Source organism: Cellulosimicrobium sp. NPDC030954 (assembly GCF_055571305.1).
The window spans coordinates 322,092-342,590 of sequence record NZ_JBVIFN010000002.1; the positions used below are offsets into that span (position 1 = coordinate 322,092).

18 protein-coding genes and 2 tRNA genes are annotated in these 20,499 nt (G+C 73.3%); 8 read left to right on the forward strand and 12 right to left on the reverse strand.

Annotated features, from left to right (window positions below):
• Positions 1-9: 9 nt before the first annotated feature.
• From ACZ402_RS06440 to ACZ402_RS06450, 3 genes are all read right to left on the reverse strand, one after another.
• Complete coding sequence (locus ACZ402_RS06440; protein WP_375824772.1) at positions 10-1,473, reverse strand: MDR family MFS transporter; 1,464 nt, start codon at positions 1,471-1,473, stop codon at positions 10-12.
• Between the two features lie 131 nt (positions 1,474-1,604).
• Positions 1,605-1,677, reverse strand: a tRNA-Asn gene (locus tag ACZ402_RS06445).
• Between the two features lie 55 nt (positions 1,678-1,732).
• Positions 1,733-2,248: a hypothetical protein gene (locus ACZ402_RS06450; RefSeq protein WP_375824771.1), complete on the reverse strand. Its 516-nt coding sequence runs from the start codon at positions 2,246-2,248 to the stop codon at positions 1,733-1,735.
• A 136-nt stretch (positions 2,249-2,384) separates the two neighbouring features.
• Between ACZ402_RS06450 and ACZ402_RS06455 the strand changes: the two genes are divergently transcribed.
• Positions 2,385-3,233, forward strand: coding sequence for a chymotrypsin family serine protease (locus ACZ402_RS06455; protein WP_375824770.1), 849 nt, complete (start codon positions 2,385-2,387; stop codon positions 3,231-3,233).
• 36 nt (positions 3,234-3,269) lie between these two features.
• On the opposite strand, the gene ACZ402_RS06460 is transcribed toward ACZ402_RS06455, so the two are convergent.
• Positions 3,270-3,343 (reverse strand) — tRNA-Ile (locus ACZ402_RS06460).
• 80 nt (positions 3,344-3,423) lie between these two features.
• Here ACZ402_RS06460 and ACZ402_RS06465 point away from each other — a divergent pair.
• Positions 3,424-3,783, forward strand: coding sequence for a DUF488 domain-containing protein (locus tag ACZ402_RS06465; protein WP_375824769.1), 360 nt, complete (start codon positions 3,424-3,426; stop codon positions 3,781-3,783).
• On the opposite strand, the gene ACZ402_RS06470 is transcribed toward ACZ402_RS06465, so the two are convergent.
• Complete coding sequence (locus ACZ402_RS06470; protein WP_375824768.1) at positions 3,756-4,868, reverse strand: acyltransferase family protein; 1,113 nt, start codon at positions 4,866-4,868, stop codon at positions 3,756-3,758. The two genes, ACZ402_RS06465 and ACZ402_RS06470, sit on opposite strands and share 28 nt — an antisense overlap.
• Positions 4,869-5,010: 142 nt before the next feature.
• On the opposite strand from ACZ402_RS06470, the gene ACZ402_RS06475 reads away from it, so the two are divergent.
• From ACZ402_RS06475 to ACZ402_RS06485, 3 genes are all read left to right on the forward strand, one after another.
• Positions 5,011-5,817 carry a DUF1206 domain-containing protein gene (locus tag ACZ402_RS06475; protein ID WP_375824767.1) on the forward strand — a complete coding sequence of 269 codons (807 nt, stop codon included), beginning with the start codon at positions 5,011-5,013 and terminating at the stop codon, positions 5,815-5,817.
• 68 nt (positions 5,818-5,885) lie between these two features.
• Positions 5,886-6,371, forward strand: a complete 486-nt coding sequence (gene def / locus ACZ402_RS06480) for a peptide deformylase (protein WP_047233027.1) — start codon at positions 5,886-5,888, stop codon at positions 6,369-6,371.
• Positions 6,372-6,542: 171 nt separating this feature from the next.
• Positions 6,543-7,043 carry a DUF3145 domain-containing protein gene (locus tag ACZ402_RS06485; protein WP_047233028.1) on the forward strand — a complete coding sequence of 167 codons (501 nt, stop codon included), beginning with the start codon at positions 6,543-6,545 and terminating at the stop codon, positions 7,041-7,043.
• 78 nt (positions 7,044-7,121) lie between these two features.
• Here ACZ402_RS06485 and ACZ402_RS06490 read toward each other — a convergent pair whose 3' ends face one another.
• The 6 genes from ACZ402_RS06490 to ACZ402_RS06515 form a co-directional block, all read right to left on the reverse strand.
• Complete coding sequence (locus ACZ402_RS06490) at positions 7,122-9,944, reverse strand: choice-of-anchor G family protein (protein ID WP_375824766.1); 2,823 nt, start codon at positions 9,942-9,944, stop codon at positions 7,122-7,124.
• Positions 9,945-10,330: 386 nt separating this feature from the next.
• Complete coding sequence (locus ACZ402_RS06495) at positions 10,331-11,575, reverse strand: beta-ketoacyl-[acyl-carrier-protein] synthase family protein (RefSeq protein WP_375824765.1); 1,245 nt, start codon at positions 11,573-11,575, stop codon at positions 10,331-10,333.
• Positions 11,576-11,671: 96 nt separating this feature from the next.
• Positions 11,672-11,920: an acyl carrier protein gene (locus ACZ402_RS06500; protein ID WP_021482065.1), complete on the reverse strand. Its 249-nt coding sequence runs from the start codon at positions 11,918-11,920 to the stop codon at positions 11,672-11,674.
• 164 nt (positions 11,921-12,084) lie between these two features.
• On the reverse strand, positions 12,085-13,092 hold the full coding sequence (locus ACZ402_RS06505) for a beta-ketoacyl-ACP synthase III (protein WP_375824764.1): 1,008 nt from the start codon (positions 13,090-13,092) through the stop codon (positions 12,085-12,087).
• Positions 13,089-14,078 (reverse strand): ACP S-malonyltransferase, encoded by a 990-nt coding sequence (locus ACZ402_RS06510; protein WP_375824763.1) that lies wholly within the window; start codon positions 14,076-14,078, stop codon positions 13,089-13,091. Before ACZ402_RS06510 ends, ACZ402_RS06505 begins: the two co-directional genes overlap by 4 nt.
• A 133-nt stretch (positions 14,079-14,211) precedes the next feature.
• Complete coding sequence (locus ACZ402_RS06515; RefSeq protein WP_374059044.1) at positions 14,212-15,411, reverse strand: PucR family transcriptional regulator; 1,200 nt, start codon at positions 15,409-15,411, stop codon at positions 14,212-14,214.
• Between the two features lie 132 nt (positions 15,412-15,543).
• On the opposite strand from ACZ402_RS06515, the gene ACZ402_RS06520 reads away from it, so the two are divergent.
• Entirely contained in the window at positions 15,544-16,230 is a 687-nt protein-coding gene (locus tag ACZ402_RS06520) for a hypothetical protein (protein ID WP_375824762.1), read from the forward strand.
• A gap of 124 nt (positions 16,231-16,354) precedes the next feature.
• Here the strand turns inward: ACZ402_RS06520 and aceE are convergent, their stop codons facing one another.
• Complete coding sequence (aceE, locus tag ACZ402_RS06525) at positions 16,355-19,117, reverse strand: pyruvate dehydrogenase (acetyl-transferring), homodimeric type (protein ID WP_375824761.1); 2,763 nt, start codon at positions 19,115-19,117, stop codon at positions 16,355-16,357.
• A 444-nt stretch (positions 19,118-19,561) separates the two neighbouring features.
• On the opposite strand from aceE, the gene ACZ402_RS06530 reads away from it, so the two are divergent.
• Together ACZ402_RS06530 and ACZ402_RS06535 are read left to right on the forward strand one after the other, a co-directional pair.
• Complete coding sequence (locus tag ACZ402_RS06530; protein ID WP_237843083.1) at positions 19,562-19,975, forward strand: DUF3052 domain-containing protein; 414 nt, start codon at positions 19,562-19,564, stop codon at positions 19,973-19,975.
• Positions 19,959-20,456, forward strand: coding sequence for a peroxiredoxin (locus ACZ402_RS06535; protein ID WP_375824760.1), 498 nt, complete (start codon positions 19,959-19,961; stop codon positions 20,454-20,456). Before ACZ402_RS06530 ends, ACZ402_RS06535 begins: the two co-directional genes overlap by 17 nt.
• Positions 20,457-20,499: the final 43 nt, after the last annotated feature.

A 20,499-nucleotide genomic window follows, 5' to 3' on the forward strand; every position in this document is an offset into this window, starting at 1 on the left:
TCCGGGAGGTCAGGCCGTCGCGTCCGCGGTCGCGGCGGCCGTCGCAGCCCGACGGTCGCGCGCCGCCTGCCGGTCCGCGGGCATGAGGGCCGCGAGGACGACGAGGACCGCGGCGCTCGCGGTGAGCAGGACGAACACGACGTGGATCGCGCTCATGAGGCCGGGGCCCTCGGGCGTGCCGTCGGCGCCGAGCGTCGTGCGGGCGTTGATGATCGCGCCGCAGACCGCGACGCCGACGGCCGAGCCCAGCGACCGCGCGAACATGTTGGTGCCCGTCACGGCGCCGCGCTCCGTGAAGACGGCCGACGACTGGGCGGCGATGAGCGTCGGGACGGCGGTCAGACCCATCCCGACGCCGACGACGAACGTCGTCGCGGCGACGGCGACGACCGACGACGACGCGCCCAGCAGCAGCGTGAGCGACGTGCCGGCGAGGACGAGCGCCGACCCGATGACGGCGGTCCAGCGGAAGCCGATCCGCAGGTAGAGGCGCCCGGCGTTCGAGGCGGAGATCGGCCAGCCGACCGTCATCGCCGCGAGCGCGAAGCCCGCGACGAGCGGCCCGACGCCGAGGACGCCCTGGGCGTAGATCGGCACGTACGTGGAGAGCGCGAGGACGATGACCCCGACGAGGAGCGAGACGGCCGTCGAGACGCCGACGACGCGCCGCCGCAGGATCGCGAGGTCGACCACGGGGTAGCGCGTGCGGCGCGCGTGCACCGCGAAGACGCCGAGCAGGAGGAGCGCGGCACCCAGGACGGCGACCGACGCGGGGGATGCCCAGGCCCACGTGGACCCGCCCTCGAGAAGCCCGAGCAGGAGCAGCGTGCTGCCCGCCGTGAGCAGCGTCGCGCCCACGTAGTCGATGGGCTCGCGCGCTCCCTCGCGCGGGGACTCGTGGTACCGGCGGTGCAGCATCCACGCCGCCAGGGCGCACAGCGGCACGTTGACGAAGAAGATCCAGCGCCAGCTCACGAACTCGGAGAAGACGCCGCCGAGCGTCGGGCCGACGACGGACGAGATCGCCCACACCGACGCGAGGTAGCCCTGCGCCTTCGCGCGCTCCTCGAGCGTGTAGATGTCGGCGGCGATCGTCTGGGAGACGGGCATCACCGCACCGGCGCCCAGACCCTGGAGCACGCGGCCCGCGACGAGCGCGGGCATCGACCACGCGAACCCGCACAGCACGGACCCGAGGAAGAACAGGGCGACCCCCGCCAGCATGAGCCGCTTGCGGCCGAGCACGTCGGACAGCCTGCCGAAGACCGGCGTCCCGACCGCCTGCGCGAGCGGATAGCTCGAGAAGAGCCAGGGGAGCTGCTCGAACCCGCCGAGCTCGCGCGCGATCGTGGCCGACGCCGTCGCGATGATCGTCGCGTCGAGCGCGACGAGGGCCGTGGACAGCATGAGCGCGAGGAGGACGGGGCCGCGCTCGGAGCGCAGGCCGATCCCTGCGGAGGACGTCGTGGTCACGACAGACGCAAGCCCGGGGCAACGGTCGCGTATTCCCGGACGTGCCGACCGTGCCAGGTCGACGCACCGGCGGGGGCGGAGAAACGGCTCGGCCCCGGACCGCTGTGCGGTCCGGGGCCGAGCTCTCGAGGCTCCCGCGGTAGGACTTGAACCTACGACCGTCCGATTAACAGTCGGATGCTCTGCCAGCTGAGCTACGCGGGATCGATCGTGGCCGTCACGGTGTGCACCGCAGCGACCGGGGAAAACTCTAGCAGGCTCAGAGGGGTAGTCCGGACGCGGACCGGACCCGGCCCTCGGCGGCGTCCACGCGGGCCGTCACCTCGGGGTCCGTCAGGTCGACGCCGGGGTCGGCGACGACCTGCGAGAAGAGCTCGCCGTCTCCGTCCCGGCGCACCGCGACCCGTGCGGTGAGCCCGGGGGCGAACGTCACGGTCTCCGACAGCACCACCGACGACTGGACGCGCTCCCGCAGCGTCTGGGCGAGCGACGTACGGCGCGCGTCGGCGAGCGTGAGGGCCAGCGGAGGTGCGCCGTCGACCCACGAGACCGTGATCGTGGCGGTCTCCGGTACGTACCCCGCCCGGTCGACGTCCGACCACGGGCGTCGTGCGATGACCCCGCCGGTCGGGTCGCTCGTGAGGAGCTCGGTGCGGGTCGCGACCGCCCACGAGCCGTCGGCCAGCTCCGCCGAGGCGAGCACGCGGTCGCTCGCCGGGACGTCGAGCGATCGGCGGACCGGGTCGGGCAGGCTGGGGCGGCGGAACCAGGACACGTCCCCACCGTAGCCGCTCGAAGGTCAGGGCTGTACGCAGGTCGGTCGAAGAGCCCCGGTGGCTCTCCGCTGGCCGATCCGCCGGAAGGCAGCGAGCATCCGAGGAGGCGAGCTTCACGGGCGAGGGGGACGGACCATGATCATGAGGACGGCTGCAGGACTGGTGATGGCGGTCGTCGCGGTGGTGTGCATCGTGCTCGCCGCGATGCCGAGCGCGGCGCTCTCGTACGCCTACCGTGCAGGTCATCCGATGTACTTCAGCGGTCCCCGCTCGGGCGTCCTGTGCACCGGCTCCTACACCATCACCGGGACCAGCGGCTCGTTCCCGGTGACGGCCGCGCACTGCGCCGCGCCGGGGACCACGGTGTTCGGCACCGACGCGCCCTGGGGTGCGGTCGCCTATGCGAAGACATACCCGAACACGGATACAGCGCTGGTCCGCGCCTCCGGCGGCGTGGGGCTGTACCAGATGGTCGTCGACCCGCGCACGGGCGCGACGCCGGGTGACGGCAGGGTGACGGGGATCATGCGGACGAGCGCGCAGAGCCGGGACGCGCTCGTCGGCAAGATGGGCGTGACGAGCGGCTGGCAGGAGGGGCGTATCACGTTCTGGGGGTACCACCCCCAGTACGGCGGGGTCCTCGTCTGTCACACGGCGACGACTCTCGCCGGGGACTCCGGAGGGCCCGTGTGGCGCATGGACGAGTTCGGGCTGCGCGCGGTCGGGATCACCGTCCTGCGGCTGGCGGACGGTTCGGGGGGCTGCTACCACCCGATCGACCACGTCCTGAAGGCCTGGGGGGCACGCCTGAACGTCTTCCCGAGCGGTTCGGTGACGTACTCCGAGGCGACGCTCTCCGTGCCCGGCAGCCTGCCCTTCGTCAACCTGACGCTGGGGGGCGCGTCCGCCCGGTCGGCACCGAGTCCCGGCGCCACCACCGATACACCACACCAGGACGCGCCGACCGTGGTCGTGACCTACTGACGCGGAGTCGAGCCCTCGGAGGGCTTCCGGTCCTCGTGCCCCGTGCAGGACTTGAACCCGCGACCGAGAGATTATGAGTCTCCTGCTCTGACCAGCTGAGCTAACGGGGCGCGCCGGTGAGCATACCGCCGCGGACGGTCGGTCCGGCGCTGCGGATGCGGTGCGCGCGGCGCGGGGGTGTCATGGCGTCATGACGATCCGGATCAAGCGCGTGTACGAGTCGGTCGACGAGGACGACGGGTACCGCGTGCTCGTCGACCGGCTGTGGCCGCGCGGTGAGAGCAAGGAGAAGGCGCACGTGGACCTCTGGCTCAAGGAGGTCGCGCCGTCCACGGAGCTGCGACAGTGGTTCCACCACGAGGAGCGGCTGTTCGACGAGTTCGCGGAGCGGTACCGGGCCGAGCTGGACGCGAACGGCGAGGTCGTGGGAGAGCTGCGGGACGTCGTCGGGCAGCATCCCGTGGTGACGCTCGTGTACGGGGCGCGGGACGAGGAGCACAACCAGGCGGTCGTGCTGCGGGACTACCTGGCCGCGACGGGCTCGTCCTGACGCGCCGGGGCGCGCCGGCCCGGGCGGCCGGGGTCGCGCCGGAGGTCGCGGTCGAGCGCGCGGCGCAGCCGCGGGCCGAGCGGGAGCTCGACGGCGCGGTGGACCGCCCAGGCGAGCAGGAGGCACGCGGCGACCGCGACGGTGAGCGTCGCAGCCTGGGGAAGGTACGGGTGCACCGACTCGATCACCCACCGCCCCCACGACGCGTGCACGAGGTAGAGCGGGTACGTGAGCGCACCCAGGGCGGTGAGCCACCCCCACGAGACCCGCGCGAGCGGGGTCAGCGTCGCGACGGCGACGACGGCGAAGCACAGGACGATCGCGACCCACCAGACGGCGGGGGGCACGACGACGTCGGTGCTGTTCTCGATGCGGGCCGCCTGGATCCGGCCCGAGACGGCGGCCGCGAGGGCGACGTCGAGGGCGAGCGCGAGCCAGAGCACCGGCGACCGGCGCTCCCGCGTGAGGAGGTAGAGCACCATCCCGCCGGCGAAGAGCGGGGCGTCGGGTGCGACGAGGGCGGTCGCGACGAGGTCTGAGCCCGTCCGTGTCGCGATCTCTCCCGCGACGGGCCACAGCACGGCGAACGCGATCACCCGCGCCCGGGTGAGGCCGACGGCGACGAGCACGCCGACGAGGACGTAGAACCGCAGCTCCGACCAGAGCGTCCAGTAGACCGCCTCGAGGTCGGGGATGCCGAACGCTCGCTGGACCATGGTGAGGTTGGCGGCAGCCTGCGGGAGGTCGACGTCGCGCCGGCCCGGGATCACGAGGACGAGCAGGGCGAGCGTGAGGAGCACGGCGGCCCAGTACGCGGGGAACAGCCGGCCGGCTCGCGAGGCGACGAAGCCGCGGACGTCGCGGCCCCACGCCGTCATGAGGATGACGTAGCCGCTGACCACGAAGAAGAGCTGGACGCCGAACGAGCCGTAGGCGGCGACGCCCTGCACGCCCGGCAGGGAGTCGCTCGTCCGCTCGCCCCACGCGTGGTGGTTGACGGCGACGAAGTGGTACACGAGCACTGCCGACGCGGCGGCGAACCGGAGTCCGTCGAGCACCGCGAGGCGCGGGTTCGTCGTGGGCATCCGAGGCACGTTACCAAACCGTGATCTGAGCTTCCTGGGGACGGCGCTCGGCGTGCGTGCGGGGCGCGGGGCTGGCACGGTGTCCGGGCCGGAGAACCCGGCGGCGCGCTGGGGGCGGCGTCCCGACGACCGAGGAGGTCCAGTGGCACCGAGCATCAGCTCGACGGGCAAGACGGCGGCGCGCGGGGCGCGGGGCAGCAGGCCGCTCGAGATCCTCGCCCGCGCCGGGTACGCCGTGAGCGGCCTGCTCCACCTCGTGGTCGGGGTGCTCGCCGTGCAGGTGGCCACCGGTTCGACGTCGAGCGAGCAGGCGGACCAGACCGGCGCGCTCACCGCGATCGCGCAGACGCCGGGCGGGACCGTCCTGCTCTGGTTCGCGGTCGTGGCGTTCGCCGCGCTCGCGCTGTGGCAGCTCACCGTGGCGATCAGCGGCGCCGCCGAGACGTCCGACCGGCTCAAGGCCGCCGGCAAGGCGGTGCTCTACCTGGCGCTCGGCGTGCTCGCCGTGCAGGTCGTGAACGGGTCCGCGGGCGGCTCCGGCCAGGAGGAGAGCATGACGGCGACGCTCATGCAGAAGCCGGGTGGCGTGCTCCTGGTGGGTGCCGTCGGCGTCGGGATCGTCGCCGCGGGCGTGTACCACGTGGTCAAGGGGTGGCGGAAGAAGTTCCTGGAGGACCTGGAGGGCGGCACGGGCGGGAACGTCGGACGTGCCGTCGTGACGCTCGGGCGGGTGGGCTACGTCGCCAAGGGGGTCGCGCTCGGCGTGCTCGGCGCGCTCTTCGTCGTGGCCGCCGTGCAGCACGACCCCGAGCAGGCGGGCGGTCTCGACGCCGCGTTCGCGACCCTCGCGGCCCAGCCGTTCGGCGCGGTGCTGCTCGTCGCCGTCGGGCTCGGCTTCGCCGCGTACGGGCTCTACTCCTTCGCCCGCGCCCGGTACGCCCGCATGTGACGCGGGCCCCAGGCGCGCGGGTCGGAGACCCGGCCGCCCGTCGTCGTGCGCATGGAAGAATGGCGTCCATGGCGATGAGAGAGATCCGGACCATCCCGGACCCCGTGCTCCGCACCCCCTGCGACGAGATCACCACCATCGACGACCGCGTGCGCTCGCTCGTCGCGGACCTCGTCGAGACCGTCGACCACGAGGGACGCGCCGGCCTCGCCGCCAACCAGATCGGCGTGAACCTGCGGGCGTTCTCGTGGAACATCGACGACGAGATCGGGTACGTGCTCAACCCGCGCATCGTCGAGCTCTCCGACGACTACCAGGACGGCGACGAGGGCTGCCTCTCCGTCCCCAACCTCTGGTACCCGACGCGCCGCGCCTGGTACGCGCGCGTCGTGGGGACGGACCTCGACGGCAACGAGGTCGTCGTCGAGGGCACCGAGCTCATGGCCCGCTGCCTCCAGCACGAGTGCGACCACCTGGACGGCATGCTCTACCTCGACCGTCTGGACCGGTCCGTCCGCAAGAAGGCGATGCGGGAGCTGCGCGCCCACCTGTGACGGCCCGCGTCGGCCGACCGCGGCCGGGCACACCCGGCGAATCTCTCGCGCGAACGCGTGATCTCGTGCAAGATGGGCACGAGACACGCCGCGCGATACCTGTGACGTGCTGTGACACCACCCTTGGTGAGGACGTTGGGGAAGACGCAACCTCGACCTAGGGAGGCAGACATGGCCGGTGCCATCACCCGCGGTGTTCTTTACGTGCACTCAGCACCGCGTGCTCTGTGCCCGCACATGGAGTGGGCCGCGGGCAACGTCCTCGGCGTGCGCGTGTCGCTCGACTGGACCGAGCAGCCCGCCGCGCGCGGCCTCTACCGGGCCGAGTACTCGTGGCAGGGCCCGCAGGGGACGGGCGCCAAGCTGGCCTCCGCGCTGCGCGGCTGGTCCCACCTGCGCTACGAGGTCACCGAGGAGCCCAGCCACGGGGTCGACGGCGGGCGGTGGTCCCACACGCCCGACCTCGGCATCTTCTACGCCCAGACGGACGTGCACGGCAACATCGTCGTCCCGGAGGACCGGATCCGTGCCGCGCTGGAGCAGGTGAGCGAGCCCTGGGCCATGCGTGACGCCCTGCACCTCGCGCTCGGCAAGGCGTGGGACGACGAGCTCGAGCCGTTCCGCTACGCCGGTGCCGGCGCCCCGGTGCGCTGGCTCCACCGCGTCGGCTGACGCCGGGCGTCCGCCTCCACGACACGACCGAGGGCGCCTGCCGGGAGATCCCGGCAGGCGCCCTCGGTCGTGGTGCGCCTAGCTCGCCCGGCGCGCGCGGTGCGCGCGCACGCGCACGACGGCGCCGGTGGTCACCAGCAGGAGCGCGGCGACCAGGACCAGCGCCAGGTCGTCGGTGCCGGTCCGGGCGAGGTAGTCCGACCCGGTGCCGTTGCCGGCGTTGTTCGAGCCCGAGCCCGAGCCCGAGCCGGGACCGGAGCCGCCCGGTCCGTCGCCGCCCGAGGCCGTGAGGTAGACCTCGAACGACGCGACCGTGGAGTCGCCGACGGTGACGCTCGTCGCCGTGCCCGTGTGCGGGCCGACCTCGAAGTCGGCCGGGACGACGAACGTCCAGCTGACCTGGCCGCTCGCGTCGGCGGTCGCCACCGGCAGGATCAGCGGCTCCGAGTTGATGACCGCCTGGACCGACTCGCCCGGCTGGAAGCCGGACGCGACGAACGTCTGCTCCGCGCCGCGCAGCACGCGAGGCGTGGCGAACGACGAGACCAGGGCGCGGTCACCGGCCGCGACGACCGTGAGCGGCGTCTCCGCCTCGTTCCCGGTCTCGTCGGACGCGTGCACGGTGTTGTCGCCCGGCGTCGCGTCCTCGGGGACGGTGATCGGGGTGGTGAAGCTCCCCGTGTCGTCGGTCTCCACGTCGACCGTCGCGACGACGTCGCCGTCCTCGTCGAGCAGGTCGACGGTGACGGTCGTGCTCGGCGGCCAGCCCTCACCCGTCACGGTGACCTCGTCGCCGGGGTTCGCCGTGGTCGGGTCGACCGTGACGGTCGGCTCGGACACCCCGACGCCACCGACGCCGAGCGGGGTCTCCGCCTCGGTCGAGGTGGTGTCGTCGATGCCGACGACGGTGTAGTCGCCGGGGGTGGTGTCCTCAGGGACGGTGATCGGGGTGGTGAAGCTCCCGTCGCCGTCGGTCGGGACGTCGCCCAGGCTGGTGACCACCGCGCCGGAGCCGTCGCGGATCTCGACTGTGACCGTGGCGTCGGGGGTGTAGCCCGTGCCGTCGACGGTGACGTCGTCACCGGGGTTGGCGGTGGTCGGGTCGACGGTGATCGTCGGCTCGATCGCGGCTGCCTCCACCGTCAGGGGCGTCTCGGCCTCGGTCGAGGTCGTGTCGTCGATGCCGACGACGGCGTACTCACCCGGGGTGGCGTCCGCCGGGACGGTGATGGGCGTCGTGAAGCCGCCGTCGCCGTCGGTCGGGACGTCGCTCAGGGTGGCGACGACGGTGCCGGCCGTGTCCCGGACCTCGACGGTCACGGTGGAGTCCGGCGTGTAGCCGGTGCCGGTGACGGTCGTCGGGGTGCCCGCGGGCACGGTCGACGGGTCGACGGTGACCGCAGGCGTGATCGCTGCGACCGTCGAACCACGGACGGTCGCCGAGGCGAGGTGGAGCTCGGCGAGGCCCGTCCCTGTGCCGACCTCGAGGAGCGACAGGGTCAGTGCGCGCTGCGTGAACGTCGCGTCCGCGACGGACGGCTCGGGCTCCTGGACGTTGACGACGAGGCTCACGACCTCCGTGAGGATCTCGAACACCGGCGAGAGCGCGGTGAGCACGGGACCGGTGACCTCCGACGTGATCGTCCCGGCGAGCGTGCTCACCAGTCCGGTCCCGTCGGCGAACAGCACGGTGTTGAGCGGAACGGCCAGCGCACTGACGAGGTCGCCCAGCGGGAGCGTGACCGGCAGGCCGGAGAGCGCGATGGTGATGGTCGCGTCGCCGGGGGCCACGGTGCCGTCGACCACGTCTCCGACGGTCGTGTCGAGGTTGATGTCGAGGTTCAGCAGGTCGGGCGCGAGGGGGATCGGGTTGTCGACGACGGCCTCGACCGACAGCGTCAGGCTCGCGGCGTGCAGGGCCGTGTCGACCGCGCCGACGAGCGCGGTCGTGAGGTCGTCGAGGGCCGCGCCGAGCCCGTCGAGGATCGCGTTGATCGCGGCGTCGTCGAGGACCTCGGTGTTGGGGTCGAACCCGTTCAGCGACCCGGTGCCACCGAGGATCGTGTCGAGGTCGACCGTGACGGTCCCGTCGCCGACGTTGATCACGACGCCTTCGTCGCCGAAGTCCTGGTCGAGCACGGGCGCCAGGGCGCCGTCGAGGTCGACGTCGATCGCGACCGTGGGTTCGAGGTCCCCGCCGAGGACGGTCAGAACCTGGGCGAGCGCTCCGATCCCGTTCAGCGCCTGGGCGAGCAGCCCGTCGGTCCCGACGAGCTGTCCGACGGCGCCGTCCACGAGCGGGACGACCTCGTCGTCGACCGTCGTGGCGATGCCCGAGACGGCGGGGCTGTCGAGCGTGAGGGTCGCACCGGCGATCTGGTAGTCGCCGGTCGGTGCCGTGCCGCCGGTCGCCTCCGCCGTCGCGGACAGCGCGCCGAGCGACAGGTCGAGGTCTGCGACGACCGACTCGAAGCCGGGGCCGAGGAGCTGCGTGAGGTTGAGCTGCGCGTCGGACGGGAACTCCTCGCTGCCGCCGACGGAGATCGCGCCCTGGTCGGAGACGGCGCCGGACGCGGCGCGGGCCGAGCCGTCGTCATTCGCCTCGCCGTACTGGTTGACCGCGCCGAGCTGCAGGATCCCGTTGGGGCCCAACAGCTGGAGGGTGCCCGTCAGGTCGATCCCGAGCGACTGGAAGACCGAGGCGGCCAGGGGGTTCGTGACGACGGGGTGCGCCCCGGAGGGGTTCTCGGCCACGGCCCCGTCGAGGGCAGCGATCGTCGCGAGGTCGAACCCGGCGACGCTGCCGCTGAGGAACTGCCCGCTGGCCTCCGAGTCGTCGGTGGGGGCGGCCGTCGCGGCGATCCCTCCCGCGAAGGTCAGGGCGCCGACGACACCTCCCACCGCGGCGAGCGCCGTCGCTCGCCTCCAGAGGGGAGGTGGTGCCTGGGTGGAGAGGTGTCTCGCCGTTCGGGTCAGCTCGCCTGCCTCGAGGTCGTGATGCGGCAGACGCCACATCACGCCCACAGGGTCGGCGATGGGACGCGGGCGCGCTCGGCGGGTGACGAGAGGAGCGGGGTGAATCCCCGGGCGGTGCGGTCGCCCGGGGATCTGCGTCCGGCTTTGGACGGTCTTGTCCGGACAAACCGGATGGGTGAAAACGCAACGAACTGGACGGACGTCCATCTCAGGGGCCGAGAACCCGGCATCCAGACCGCTGGCACTGGACGCACGCGAGCCCCGGTGCGACGGCTGTTGAGGCCCTCGCGCCGGGGCCCGTGGAGAGTCGGTCAGACGCTCGCGACCGCGAGCGCGACGTTGTGGCCGCCGAACCCGAACGAGTTGTTCACCGCGACGATGTCGCCCGACGGCAACGGAGCCGGGGTGTCGCGCACGAGCGGCACCTGGAGCTCGGGGTCGGGGTTCGCGACGTTGATCGTCGGGGGAGCGAGGCGCTCGGCGACCGCCTTGATCGTGAAGATCGACTCCAGCGCCCCCGCGCCACCGAGGAGGTGGCCCGTCATCGACTTGGTCGCCGACAGCAGCACGTGGTCCGTGTCGGAGCCGAGGAGGGAGCGGATCGACCGGGTCTCGGTGAGGTCGCCCACCTTGGTCGAGGTCGCGTGCGCGTTGACGTGCACGACGTCGCGGCCGGTCACCCCGGCCTCCTCGATCGCGCGGCGCATCGCGGCGACCTGACCGCGCCCGTCCGGGTCGGGAGAGGTGATGTGGTAGGCGTCGGACGACAGGCCGACGCCGGCGAGCCGCGCGTACACGCGGGCGCCGCGCGCGGCGGCGTGCTCGGCGCTCTCGAGGACGACGACGCCCGAGCCCTCGCCGATGACGAAGCCGTCGCGGTCGACGTCGTAGGGGCGCGACGCGCCCTGCGGGTCGTCGTTGCGCAGCGAGAGCGTGCGCGAGGCGGCGAAGGCCGCGATCGGCATGGGGTGGATCGTGGCCTCGGTGCCGCCCGCGACGACGACGTCGGCGCGGCCGGCGCGGATCATGTCGACGCCGTAGCCGATCGCCTCGGCCCCGGACGCGCAGGCCGAGACGAGCGCGTGGGCGCCCGCGCGGGCACCGAGCTCGAGCGACACGTAGGCGGTGGGGGAGTTGGGCATGAGCATCGGCACGGTCATCGGGAGCATGCGGCGGGCGCCGCGCTCGCGCAGCGTGTCCCAGCCGTCCAGCGTGGTCCAGATGCCGCCGATCCCGGACGACACGACCGTGCCGAGCCGGTCGCCGTCGACCTCGGGGCTGCCCGCGTCGGCCCACGCCTCGCGCGCGGCGATGATGGCGTACTGCGTGGAGGGGTCCATGCGCTTGATCTCGGGCCGCGCCAGGACCTCGGCGGGGTCCACCTTGAGGGTCGCGGCGAACGTCACCGGGATCTCGTAGCGCTCCGCCCAGTCGTTGTCGAGGGTGCGGGCGCCGGACTCGCCGGCGAGCGCCGCGGCCCAGGTCGAGGGCACGTCGCCGCCGAGCGGCGTGGTGGCGCCGAGGCCGGTGACGACGACTTCAGTAGCGGCGGACATGGTGCTCCTCGGGTGGGGTTCTGGGGCGGGAGGACGAGCGGGTCGGCGCGGGTGACGCCGACCCGCCCGCAGGCCTGCGGGGCAGGCGGGGCGTGCTCAGGCCTGGGCGCCCGTGATGAAGGACACGGCGTCGCCGACCGTCGTGAGGTTCTTGACCTCGTCGTCCGGGATGCGGACCCCGAACTTGTCCTCGGCGTGCGTGACGATCGTCATCATCGACAGCGAGTCGATGTCGAGGTCGTCGGTGAAGGACTTCTCGAGCGCGACGGCGTCGGTCGGCAGACCCGTCTCCTCGGCGACGATCTCCGCGAGGCCGGCGAGGACTTCCTGCTCGGTGTAAGCCATGGTTTCTCCTTGTCGTGGGGCCGGCGGCGACCGGTCCCGGTGGCGGTGCCCGGGTGGGTGTCCCGGGCGGTACAGCGATAGACGGTGCGTGCGACGGACGGGTCCGCCGACGGCGTGGGTCCTCCCGCGGGGGAGGGCGGCCGTCCGTCCAGGGTGATTCTCCCCTACGGCAGGACGACCACCTGCGCCGCGTAGACGAGCCCGGCGCCGAACCCGATCTGGAGCGCGAGGTCTCCGGAGCGGACCTGGCCCTCGTCGAGCAGACGACGCGTCGCGAGCGGGATCGAGGCGGCCGACGTGTTGCCGGTCTCCGCGATGTCGCGGGCGACCGCGACGGTGTCGGGGAGCTGGAGCTGCTTGATCATCTGGTCGATGATGCGCATGTTCGCCTGGTGCGGCACGAAGGCGCCGATGTCGCCGGGGGCGACCCCGGCCTCCGCCATGGCCTTGGCCGCGACGGGCGCCATCTGGAACGCGGCCCACTTGAACACGCTCTGCCCGTCCTGGCGCAGCGTGGGCCACCCGAGCGAGGGGTCCTCGCGCAGGTCCGACCAGGCGTGGGTCTGGCGGATCGCCTGGGCCTTGCCACCGTCGGACCCCCACACCGTGGGGCCGATGCCCGGGGTGTCCGACGGGCCGACGATCGCGGCGCCCGCGCCGTCGCCCAGGAGGAACGAGATCGAGCGGTCCGTCGGGTCGATGAAGTCGCTCATCTTCTCGGCGCCCACGACGAGCACGTGCGTCGCGGTGCCGGCGCGCACGAGCGCGTCGGCCTGCGCGATGGCGTACGCGTACCCGGCGCACGCGGCGGAGACGTCGAACGCGGCGGCGGGCGTGGCGCCCAGGCGCTCGGCGAGCACGGCGGCGGCCGCGGGCGTCTGGTGGAAGTACGTGACCGTCGAGACGATGACGGCGTCGATGTCGGCGCCCTGCAGGCCCGCGCGGGCGAGCGCGTCGCGCGCCGCCGCCTCGGACAGGTCGAGCACGTCGACGTCGGCCCCGGCGCGACGGCGCGTCACGATCCCCGTGCGCTGGCGGATCCACTCGTCGGACGAGTCGATCGGCCCGGCGATGTCGTCGTTCGTGACGACGTTCTCGCCGCGGACGCCCCCGATCGCGAGGATCCGCGAGAACGCCGGCCCGGTGGCCTGGCGCAGCGTCACGCCGCTCACGCGTCGTCGCCCGGGGCGGGGGCGCCACCCACGACGGAGTGGCGGGCGATCAGGTCGCGGGCCGCCTCGACGTCGTCGGGCGACTTCACGGCCACCGACTCGACGCCCTTGAGCGTGCGGCGTGCGAGGCCCGTGAGGACGCCGCCCGGCGCGAGCTCGAGGATCGCGGTCACGCCCAGCTCGGCGAGCGTCTCCTGGCACAGGTCCCAGCGCACGGGGGCGGCGATCTGCGCGGTGAGGCGCCGGACGACGTCGCGCGCCTTGCCGGACGTGCTGCCCTCGATGTCGATGGTCGCGTACGACTCACCGTCGGCGTTCGAGAGGAACGGCAGGCGCGGGTCGGTGACGTCCCACGACGCGGCGACCGGCTCGAACTCCTCGAGCGCGGGCTGCATGAACGGCGTGTGGAACGCCCCGGCGACCTGGAGCGGGATGACGCGCGCCTTGGCGGGCGGGTTCTCCGCGAGCGCGGCGAGGTGGTCGAGCGCCCCGGCGGCGACGACCTGGCCGCCGCCGTTGACGTTCGCCGGCCACAGGTGCGCGGCCTCGATCGCGGCGAGGACCTCCTCGGCGTCGCCCCCGACGACCGCGCTCATGCCCGTGGGCGTCGCGGCGGCGGCCGCGGCCATGGCGCGCGCACGGTGCGCGACGAGCCCGACCGCGCCGACGTCGGTCAGCGCACCCGCGACCGCGGCGGCGGCGAGCTCGCCGACCGAGTGGCCCGCGGTGACGTCGACGACGTCCGCGGTGTCCCGGCCGTCGAGGATCACCCGCAGGGCGACGAGCGACGACGCGACGATGAGCGGCTGGGCGACCGCGGTGTCACGGATCGTGTCGGCGTCGGACTCCGTCCCGTGCGCGCGCAGGTCGAGGCTCGCGGCCTCGCCGAACGTGGCGACCTGGTCGGCGACGCCGGGCAGCTCGAGCCAGGGGGCGAGCATTCCGGGGGACTGGGAGCCCTGTCCAGGGCACAAGACGGCGAGCACCCGTCAACTGTGCCAACCCGCGGCTCTCGCGCCACGTCACGACCCGCACCAACCTTGCGGAGGGTGATTGTGCCGAACCTACAAGGCGGTCCGGACAGCCGCGTCCTGCGGGCGACCCGGCGCCCGGCCGGGCTCAGCGCGTGGTGGAGAGCTGCCCGAGCGCGAGCGCGACCTGCAGCACGAACGACTCGCGCGCGTCGAGCGGGTCCCACCCGGTGATCTCGGAGACCTTGCGCAGGCGGTAGCGCACCGTGTTGGGGTGCACGTACAGCGAGCGGGCGGCCGCCTCGAGCGACCGACCCGTGCCCAGGTAGGCCGACAACGTCTCCAGCACCGACCCCGTCGCCTCCGCGAGCGGCCGGTACGCCTGCGCGACGAGCGTGCGGCGCGCCGTCGTGTCGCCCGTGAGCACCCGCTCCGGGAGCAGGTCGTCGGCGAGGACCGGTCGCGGCGCCTGGGGCCACGCCGGCGCGGCGCGCAGGCCCGCGAGCGCGGCCTGGGCCGAGCGCGCCGCCTCCTCCAGGCCGGGGACCGTCGGGCCGATGACGACCGGGCCGGGGCCGAACCGCGGCAGGAGCGACGCGGCCGCGGCCTGCAGGTCGCCCTCCCCGCCGAGCACGAGGACGAGGCGGTCGCCGTGGATGCCCACGAGCGCGTCGCCCGCCGCGCGGCGCGTCGCGCGGCGCAGCTCGGCCGTGCGCACCTCGTCGAGCGTCGAGGCGATCGTCCCCGCCATGACCAGGGTCGGGCCGTGGCCGCCCCAGCCGAGCGCCGAGACCCGCGAGCGCAGCGAGTCGTCCCCGTCGCCGCGGATCAGCGCGTCGACGACGAGGGCCTCGAGGCGCGCGTCCCACGCGCCCCGCACCTCGGCGGCGCGCGCGTAGACCTCGGCCGCGGAGAACGCGACCTCGCGCGAGTAGCGCAGGACCGCCTCGCGCAGGTCGCGCTCGCCCCCGGGGGCGGCGAGCTGGTCGGAGTACGCCTCCACGACCTCGACGACGATGCGGACCAGCTGGAGCGTGTTCTGCAGCGAGATCGAGCGTGTCAGCTCCGGCGGCGCCGCCGCGAAGATGTCGCTCACGCCGTGCGGCGGGGCCAGCGGGTCCGCGTACCAGGTGACGAACGCGGTGATGCCGGACTGCGCCACGAGCCCGACGTACGAGCGGTCCTCGGCGGGCAGCTCGCGGTACCACGGGATCTCGTCGTCCAGGCGGCGCAGGGCCGCGGACATGAGCAGGCCGCTCCCGTCGCGCAGGCGCTGGAGGTTGTCCGCGTTGCCCGTCGGGCCGCTCGGGGCGGACGCGCTCGCGGGCGTCCTGGGGGTGGCCGTCACGCGCCGAGCATACGGTCCGGGCTTGTGGACAGTCCACAAAGGGCCGCGCCCGCACCGAGGCCCGCACCGAGCCCGACGGCGTCCGACCCGGGCCGCTGGGTGAGCGTCCGGACGACCCGCTAGGGTCGGGACATGGCCCTCATGCCCCGACTCCGACAGCTCATGCGTCGGCCGACGTCCGCGTCGACCGTCGGCACGCGCCGCCCACGGTCCGGGGAGAAGCGCGGGGACACGGTCCACGAGGACGCCCTGCGGGCCATGCTCGTCGACGACCCCAACGACGAGCGCGCGTTCCGGGCGCTCGCCGAGCTGGTCCGGCGCCGCGCCGCCGAGGGGCCGGCCACGGACGACCCGCTCGCCGCCCCCGCGGACGAGACGGAGAAGCAGCGCGCCGCCGACCTCGCGGTCTGGGCGCTCGCGGAGGAGCTCGCCGGGCACCCCAAGGGGTGGTACCCGCTCGTCGAGCTCGGGCGGCTGTCCCTCGACGACGACCAGGAGGCCGCGCTGCGCCGGTTCGCGACCGCCGCCGAGCGCGACCCGTCCGGCCGCGCGCTCGCGCAGTCGATGGAGGTGCTGCGCACCGCGGGTCTGCCCGTCGAGGCGCTGGGCCTGGGCGTCGGGCACTGGCGCGCGCGCGAGCACGAGCCCGAGGTCGGGCGCCAGCTCGTCCTCGCCGCGATCGAGGCCGACCGTCCCCTCGAGGCACGGCACCACCTGGAGTCGCTGGTCGAGTACGGCGACCCTCAGGGCGTGGCGTCCCTGCGCGCGGACCTCGAGCGCACCGTCGCGCAGGCCGAGCAGCACCGCGCCGGGACCTGACCACCCGCCCGGGCGGGACGAGGCGGGACCGCCGCCCGCCGTCGGGCCACCCGCCTGCCCGTACGACGACGGCCGGCCACCCCGCGGGGTGACCGGCCGTCGTCGTGCTACCGGGCGGGGAGCGTCAGGACTCGCCGCCCGCGTTGCCGGACGTGCCGGCGGTGACGTCCATCAGGCGGTACTTCTCGATCGCCTGGGCGGACGCGTCCGCAGGGATCTTGCCCTGCTTGGCGAGCGCCTGCAGCGTGCGCACGACGACGGACGGGCCGTCGATCTTGAAGTGCCGGCGGGCCGCCGCGCGGGTGTCCGAGAACCCGAAGCCGTCGGCCCCGAGCACCTCGTAGTCGCCCGGGACCCACTTGCGGATCTGGTCGGGCACGAGGTGGTCGTAGTCGCTCGTCGCGACGAACGGGCCCTCGGCGCCGGACAGCTTGGCCGTGACGTACGCGACGCGCGGCTCGGCGCCCGGGTCGAGGAACGCGGCCTGGTCGGCAGCGAGGCCGTCGCGGCGCAGCTCGTTCCAGCTCGTCACGCTCCACACGTCGGCCGCCACGCCCCAGTCGTCGTGGAGGAGCTGCTGCGCCTCCAGCGCCCACGGCACGCCCACGCCCGAGGCGAGGAGTTGGGCACGCGGCCCGTCGCCCTCGCCGACGGAGATGCGGTGGATGCCCTTGAGGATGCCCTCGACGTCCACGTCCTCCGGCTCGGCCGGCTGGACCATCGGCTCGTTGTACACCGTCAGGTAGTACATGACGTTCTGGTCGCGCCCGTCCGCGCCGACCCCGTGCTCGCCGGGGCCGTACATGCGCTCGATGCCGTCGCGCACGATGTGGCGGATCTCGTACCCGTAGGCCGGGTCGTACTGGACCATGGCCGTGTTCGTGCCCGCGAGGATCGGCGAGTGGCCGTCGGCGTGCTGCAGGCCCTCGCCCGTGAGCGTCGTGCGGCCCGCGGTCGCGCCGATGATGAACCCGCGCGTGAGCTGGTCGCCCGCCGCCCAGAACTGGTCGCCGGTGCGCTGGAAGCCGAACATCGAGTAGAAGATGTAGAACGGCACCATGACCTCGCCCTGCGTGGCGTAGGACGTGCCGACCGACTGGAACGCGGCCGCGGAACCGGCCTCGTTGATGCCGGTGTGCATGATCTGCCCGGCCTCGGACTCCTTGTAGCTGAGCATGAGCTCGCGGTCCACGGCGAGGTAGTGCTGGCCCTGGGTGTTGAAGATCTTCGCCGACGGGAAGATCGAGTCCAGGCCGAACGTGCGAGCCTCGTCCGGGATGATCGGCACGATGCGCTTGCCGAACTCCTTGTCCTTGATGAGGTCCTTGAGGAGCCGGACGAAGGCCATCGTGGAGGCGATCTCCTGCTGGCCCGAGCCCCGCTTGAGGACCTCGTACGCCTTGTCGCCCGGCAGCGTGACCGGCTTGGGCGACGAGCGGCGCTCCGGGACGAACCCGCCGAGCTGCTGACGACGGCCCAGGAGGTACTGGATCTCCGGCGCGTCCGGGCCCGGGTGGTAGTACGGGGGCTCGTACGGGTTCGCGTCCAGCTCGGCGTCCGTGATCGGGATGCGCAGCGAGTCGCGCAGCGACTTGAGGTCGGCCAGGCCGACCTTCTTCATCTGGTGCGTCGAGTTGCGGCCGGCGAACGTCGGGCCGAGCGCGTAGCCCTTGACCGTGTGCGCGAGGATGACCGTCGGCTGGCCCGTGTGGGCGCGAGCCGCCGCGTACGCCGCGTAGATCTTGCGGTAGTCGTGGCCGCCGCGCTTGAGGTTCCAGATGTCGTCGTCGGTCATGTTCTGGACGAGCTGCTTGGTCCGCGGGTCGCGGCCGAAGAAGTGCTCGCGGATGAACGCGCCGGACTCCGCACGGTACGTCTGGTAGTCGCCGTCGGGCGTGGCGTTCATGAGGTTCACCAGGGCGCGGTCCTTGTCCGCGTTGAGCAGGACGTCCCACTCGCGGCCCCAGATGACCTTGATGACGTTCCAGCCCGCGCCGCGGAACTGCGCCTCGAGCTCCTGGATGATCTTGCCGTTGCCGCGCACCGGGCCGTCGAGGCGCTGCAGGTTGCAGTTCACGACGAACGTCAGGTTGTCGAGCTGCTGCTGCGCCGCGAGCTGGAGCATGCCGCGCGACTCGGGCTCGTCCATCTCGCCGTCGCCGAGGAACGCCCACACGTCCTGCTGGTCCGTGTCGCGGATCCCGCGGTTGTGCAGGTACTTGTCCGTCCACGCCTGGTAGATCGCGCTCGCCGGGCCGAGGCCCATGGAGACGGTGGGGTACTCCCAGAAGTCCGGCATGAGGCGGGGGTGCGGGTACGACGGCAGGCCGCCGCCCGCGTGCGACTTCTCCTGGCGGAACCCGTCGAGCTGGTCCGCCGAGAGGCGGCCCTCGAGGAACGCGCGCGCGTACACGCCGGGGGAGGCGTGGCCCTGGAAGTAGACCTGGTCGCCGCCGCCGGGGTGGTCCTTGCCGCGGAAGAAGTGGTTGAGGCCCACCTCGTACAGCGTCGCCACCGACGCGTAGGAGGAGATGTGGCCGCCGACGCCGATGCCGGGCCGCTGCGCGCGCGTCACCATGACGGCCGCATTCCAGCGGATCCACGAGCGGTAGCGGCGCTCGAGCGCCTCGTCGCCGGGGAAGTAGGGCTCCTCGTGCACACCGATCGTGTTCACGTACGGAGTGGTGAAGGAGGTCGGGACGGCGACGTTGCGCTCCCGGGCCCTCTTGAGCAGGTTCAGCAGGACGTAGCGGGCGCGAGGGCCCCCGCGGTCGTCGATCAGGCCGTCGAGGGCCTCGACCCACTCGCCGGTCTCGGCGGGGTCGAAGTCCGGAACCTGGCTGAGCAGACCGTTGATCAGCGGTCCGGTCTCGTCGTACGAAGCCACCAGCAACCTCATATCTCGTCGGATGCCGGGCGCACGGCCGCGCGGTACACGGCCGACACCCGTCTCGGGGCCACTCCGGGCGCGCGGCCGCGGCCGCTGGTGGCGACCGCGCCTCTTCACGAGACCAGGGTGGTCTACCCATTGTGTTCACAACGCGCGCGTAAGTCACACCATCGGGTGGTCAAGAGGGCGTGATTTCGGCGACACGGCCCGGAGGGGAGGTGTCCCGGCGTCGTGCGGGCGCGGTGCCCGACGACGGCCCGACGACGGTCCGGGCACCACGTGCCGGACCGGGTGTCCGTGGGAGGCACCTTGCCAAGCAACGGATCCTCCGGTGGGCTACCTTTGCCAGACACGGCAGGTCGTCGTGCGCGCGGGCGTCCGCCCGCGCGTCGGACGGCCCGCCGCACGGACGCACAGGACGAGGAAAGGAACGACACGACAGTGACCGACACCGCAGGACCCCTCGGGGCGGACCGCCTGGGGTTCGCGCCCGGCAACGTGGTGCAGGAGTTCGGCTGGTCGGAGGACGTCGACGACGACCTGCGCGGTGAGCTCGAGCAGCTCGTCGGCGGCGAGCTCGTCGACGAGGACTACGACGACGTCACCGACGGCGTGATCGTCTGGTTCCGCGAGGACGACGGCGACCTCACCGACCTGCTCGTGGACGTCCAGACCGTGCTCGACGACGGCGGCCTCATCTGGGTGCTCACGCCCAAGCCGGGCCGGTCCGGGCACGTGGGCCACAACGACATCCAGGAGGCCGCGACCACGGCCGGGCTGCACGCGACGAGCACGTTCGCCATCGCGCCCGACTGGTCCGCGACGAAGCTCGGGACCCGTGGCCGCGGTCGCTGACGGGGGCGCGACGGCCCTGCGGGCCGTGCCGCCCGCGCCGGGAGACCCGGCGCCCGACTTCACGCTGCCCGACACGCACGGCACGCCCGTCCACCTCGCCGACCTGCGCGGCGGGCCGGTGCTCCTCGTGTTCTACCCGTTCGCGTTCTCCGGCATCTGCACGGGCGAGCTCTGCGAGCTGCGGGACAACCTCGAGGACTTCGAGGCCGCCGGCGTGACCCTGCTGGGCATCTCCTGCGACTCGGTGTTCACGCAGAAGGCGTGGGCGGCCCAGGAGGGCTTCGAGTTCGACCTCCTCTCCGACTTCTGGCCCCACGGCGACGTCGCCCGGGCCTACGGCGTGCTCGATGAGGAGAACGGCCTCGCCCTGCGCGGCTCGTTCCTGCTCGACGCCGACGGGATCGTGCGCTGGTCCGTCGTCAACCCGCGCGGGCAGCGCCGCGACCTCGACGGCTACCGACGGGCGCTCGAACAGCTCTGACGCGGGCGCACCGCGTCGACGAGCACGGCGGAGTGGCCCACGG

Coding starts and splice junctions, on each gene's coding strand:
- ACZ402_RS06455 (WP_375824770.1), top strand. CDS start 2,385: ATGATCATGAGGACGGCTGCAGGACTGGTGATGGCGGTCGTCGCGGTG.
- ACZ402_RS06470 (WP_375824768.1), bottom strand. CDS start 4,868: ATGCCCACGACGAACCCGCGCCTCGCGGTGCTCGACGGACTCCGGTTC.
- ACZ402_RS06485 (WP_047233028.1), top strand. CDS start 6,543: ATGGCCGGTGCCATCACCCGCGGTGTTCTTTACGTGCACTCAGCACCG.
- ACZ402_RS06495 (WP_375824765.1), bottom strand. CDS start 11,575: ATGTCCGCCGCTACTGAAGTCGTCGTCACCGGCCTCGGCGCCACCACG.
- ACZ402_RS06500 (WP_021482065.1), bottom strand. CDS start 11,920: ATGGCTTACACCGAGCAGGAAGTCCTCGCCGGCCTCGCGGAGATCGTC.
- ACZ402_RS06520 (WP_375824762.1), top strand. CDS start 15,544: ATGGCCCTCATGCCCCGACTCCGACAGCTCATGCGTCGGCCGACGTCC.
- def (WP_047233027.1), top strand. CDS start 5,886: ATGGCGATGAGAGAGATCCGGACCATCCCGGACCCCGTGCTCCGCACC.
- ACZ402_RS06465 (WP_375824769.1), top strand. CDS start 3,424: ATGACGATCCGGATCAAGCGCGTGTACGAGTCGGTCGACGAGGACGAC.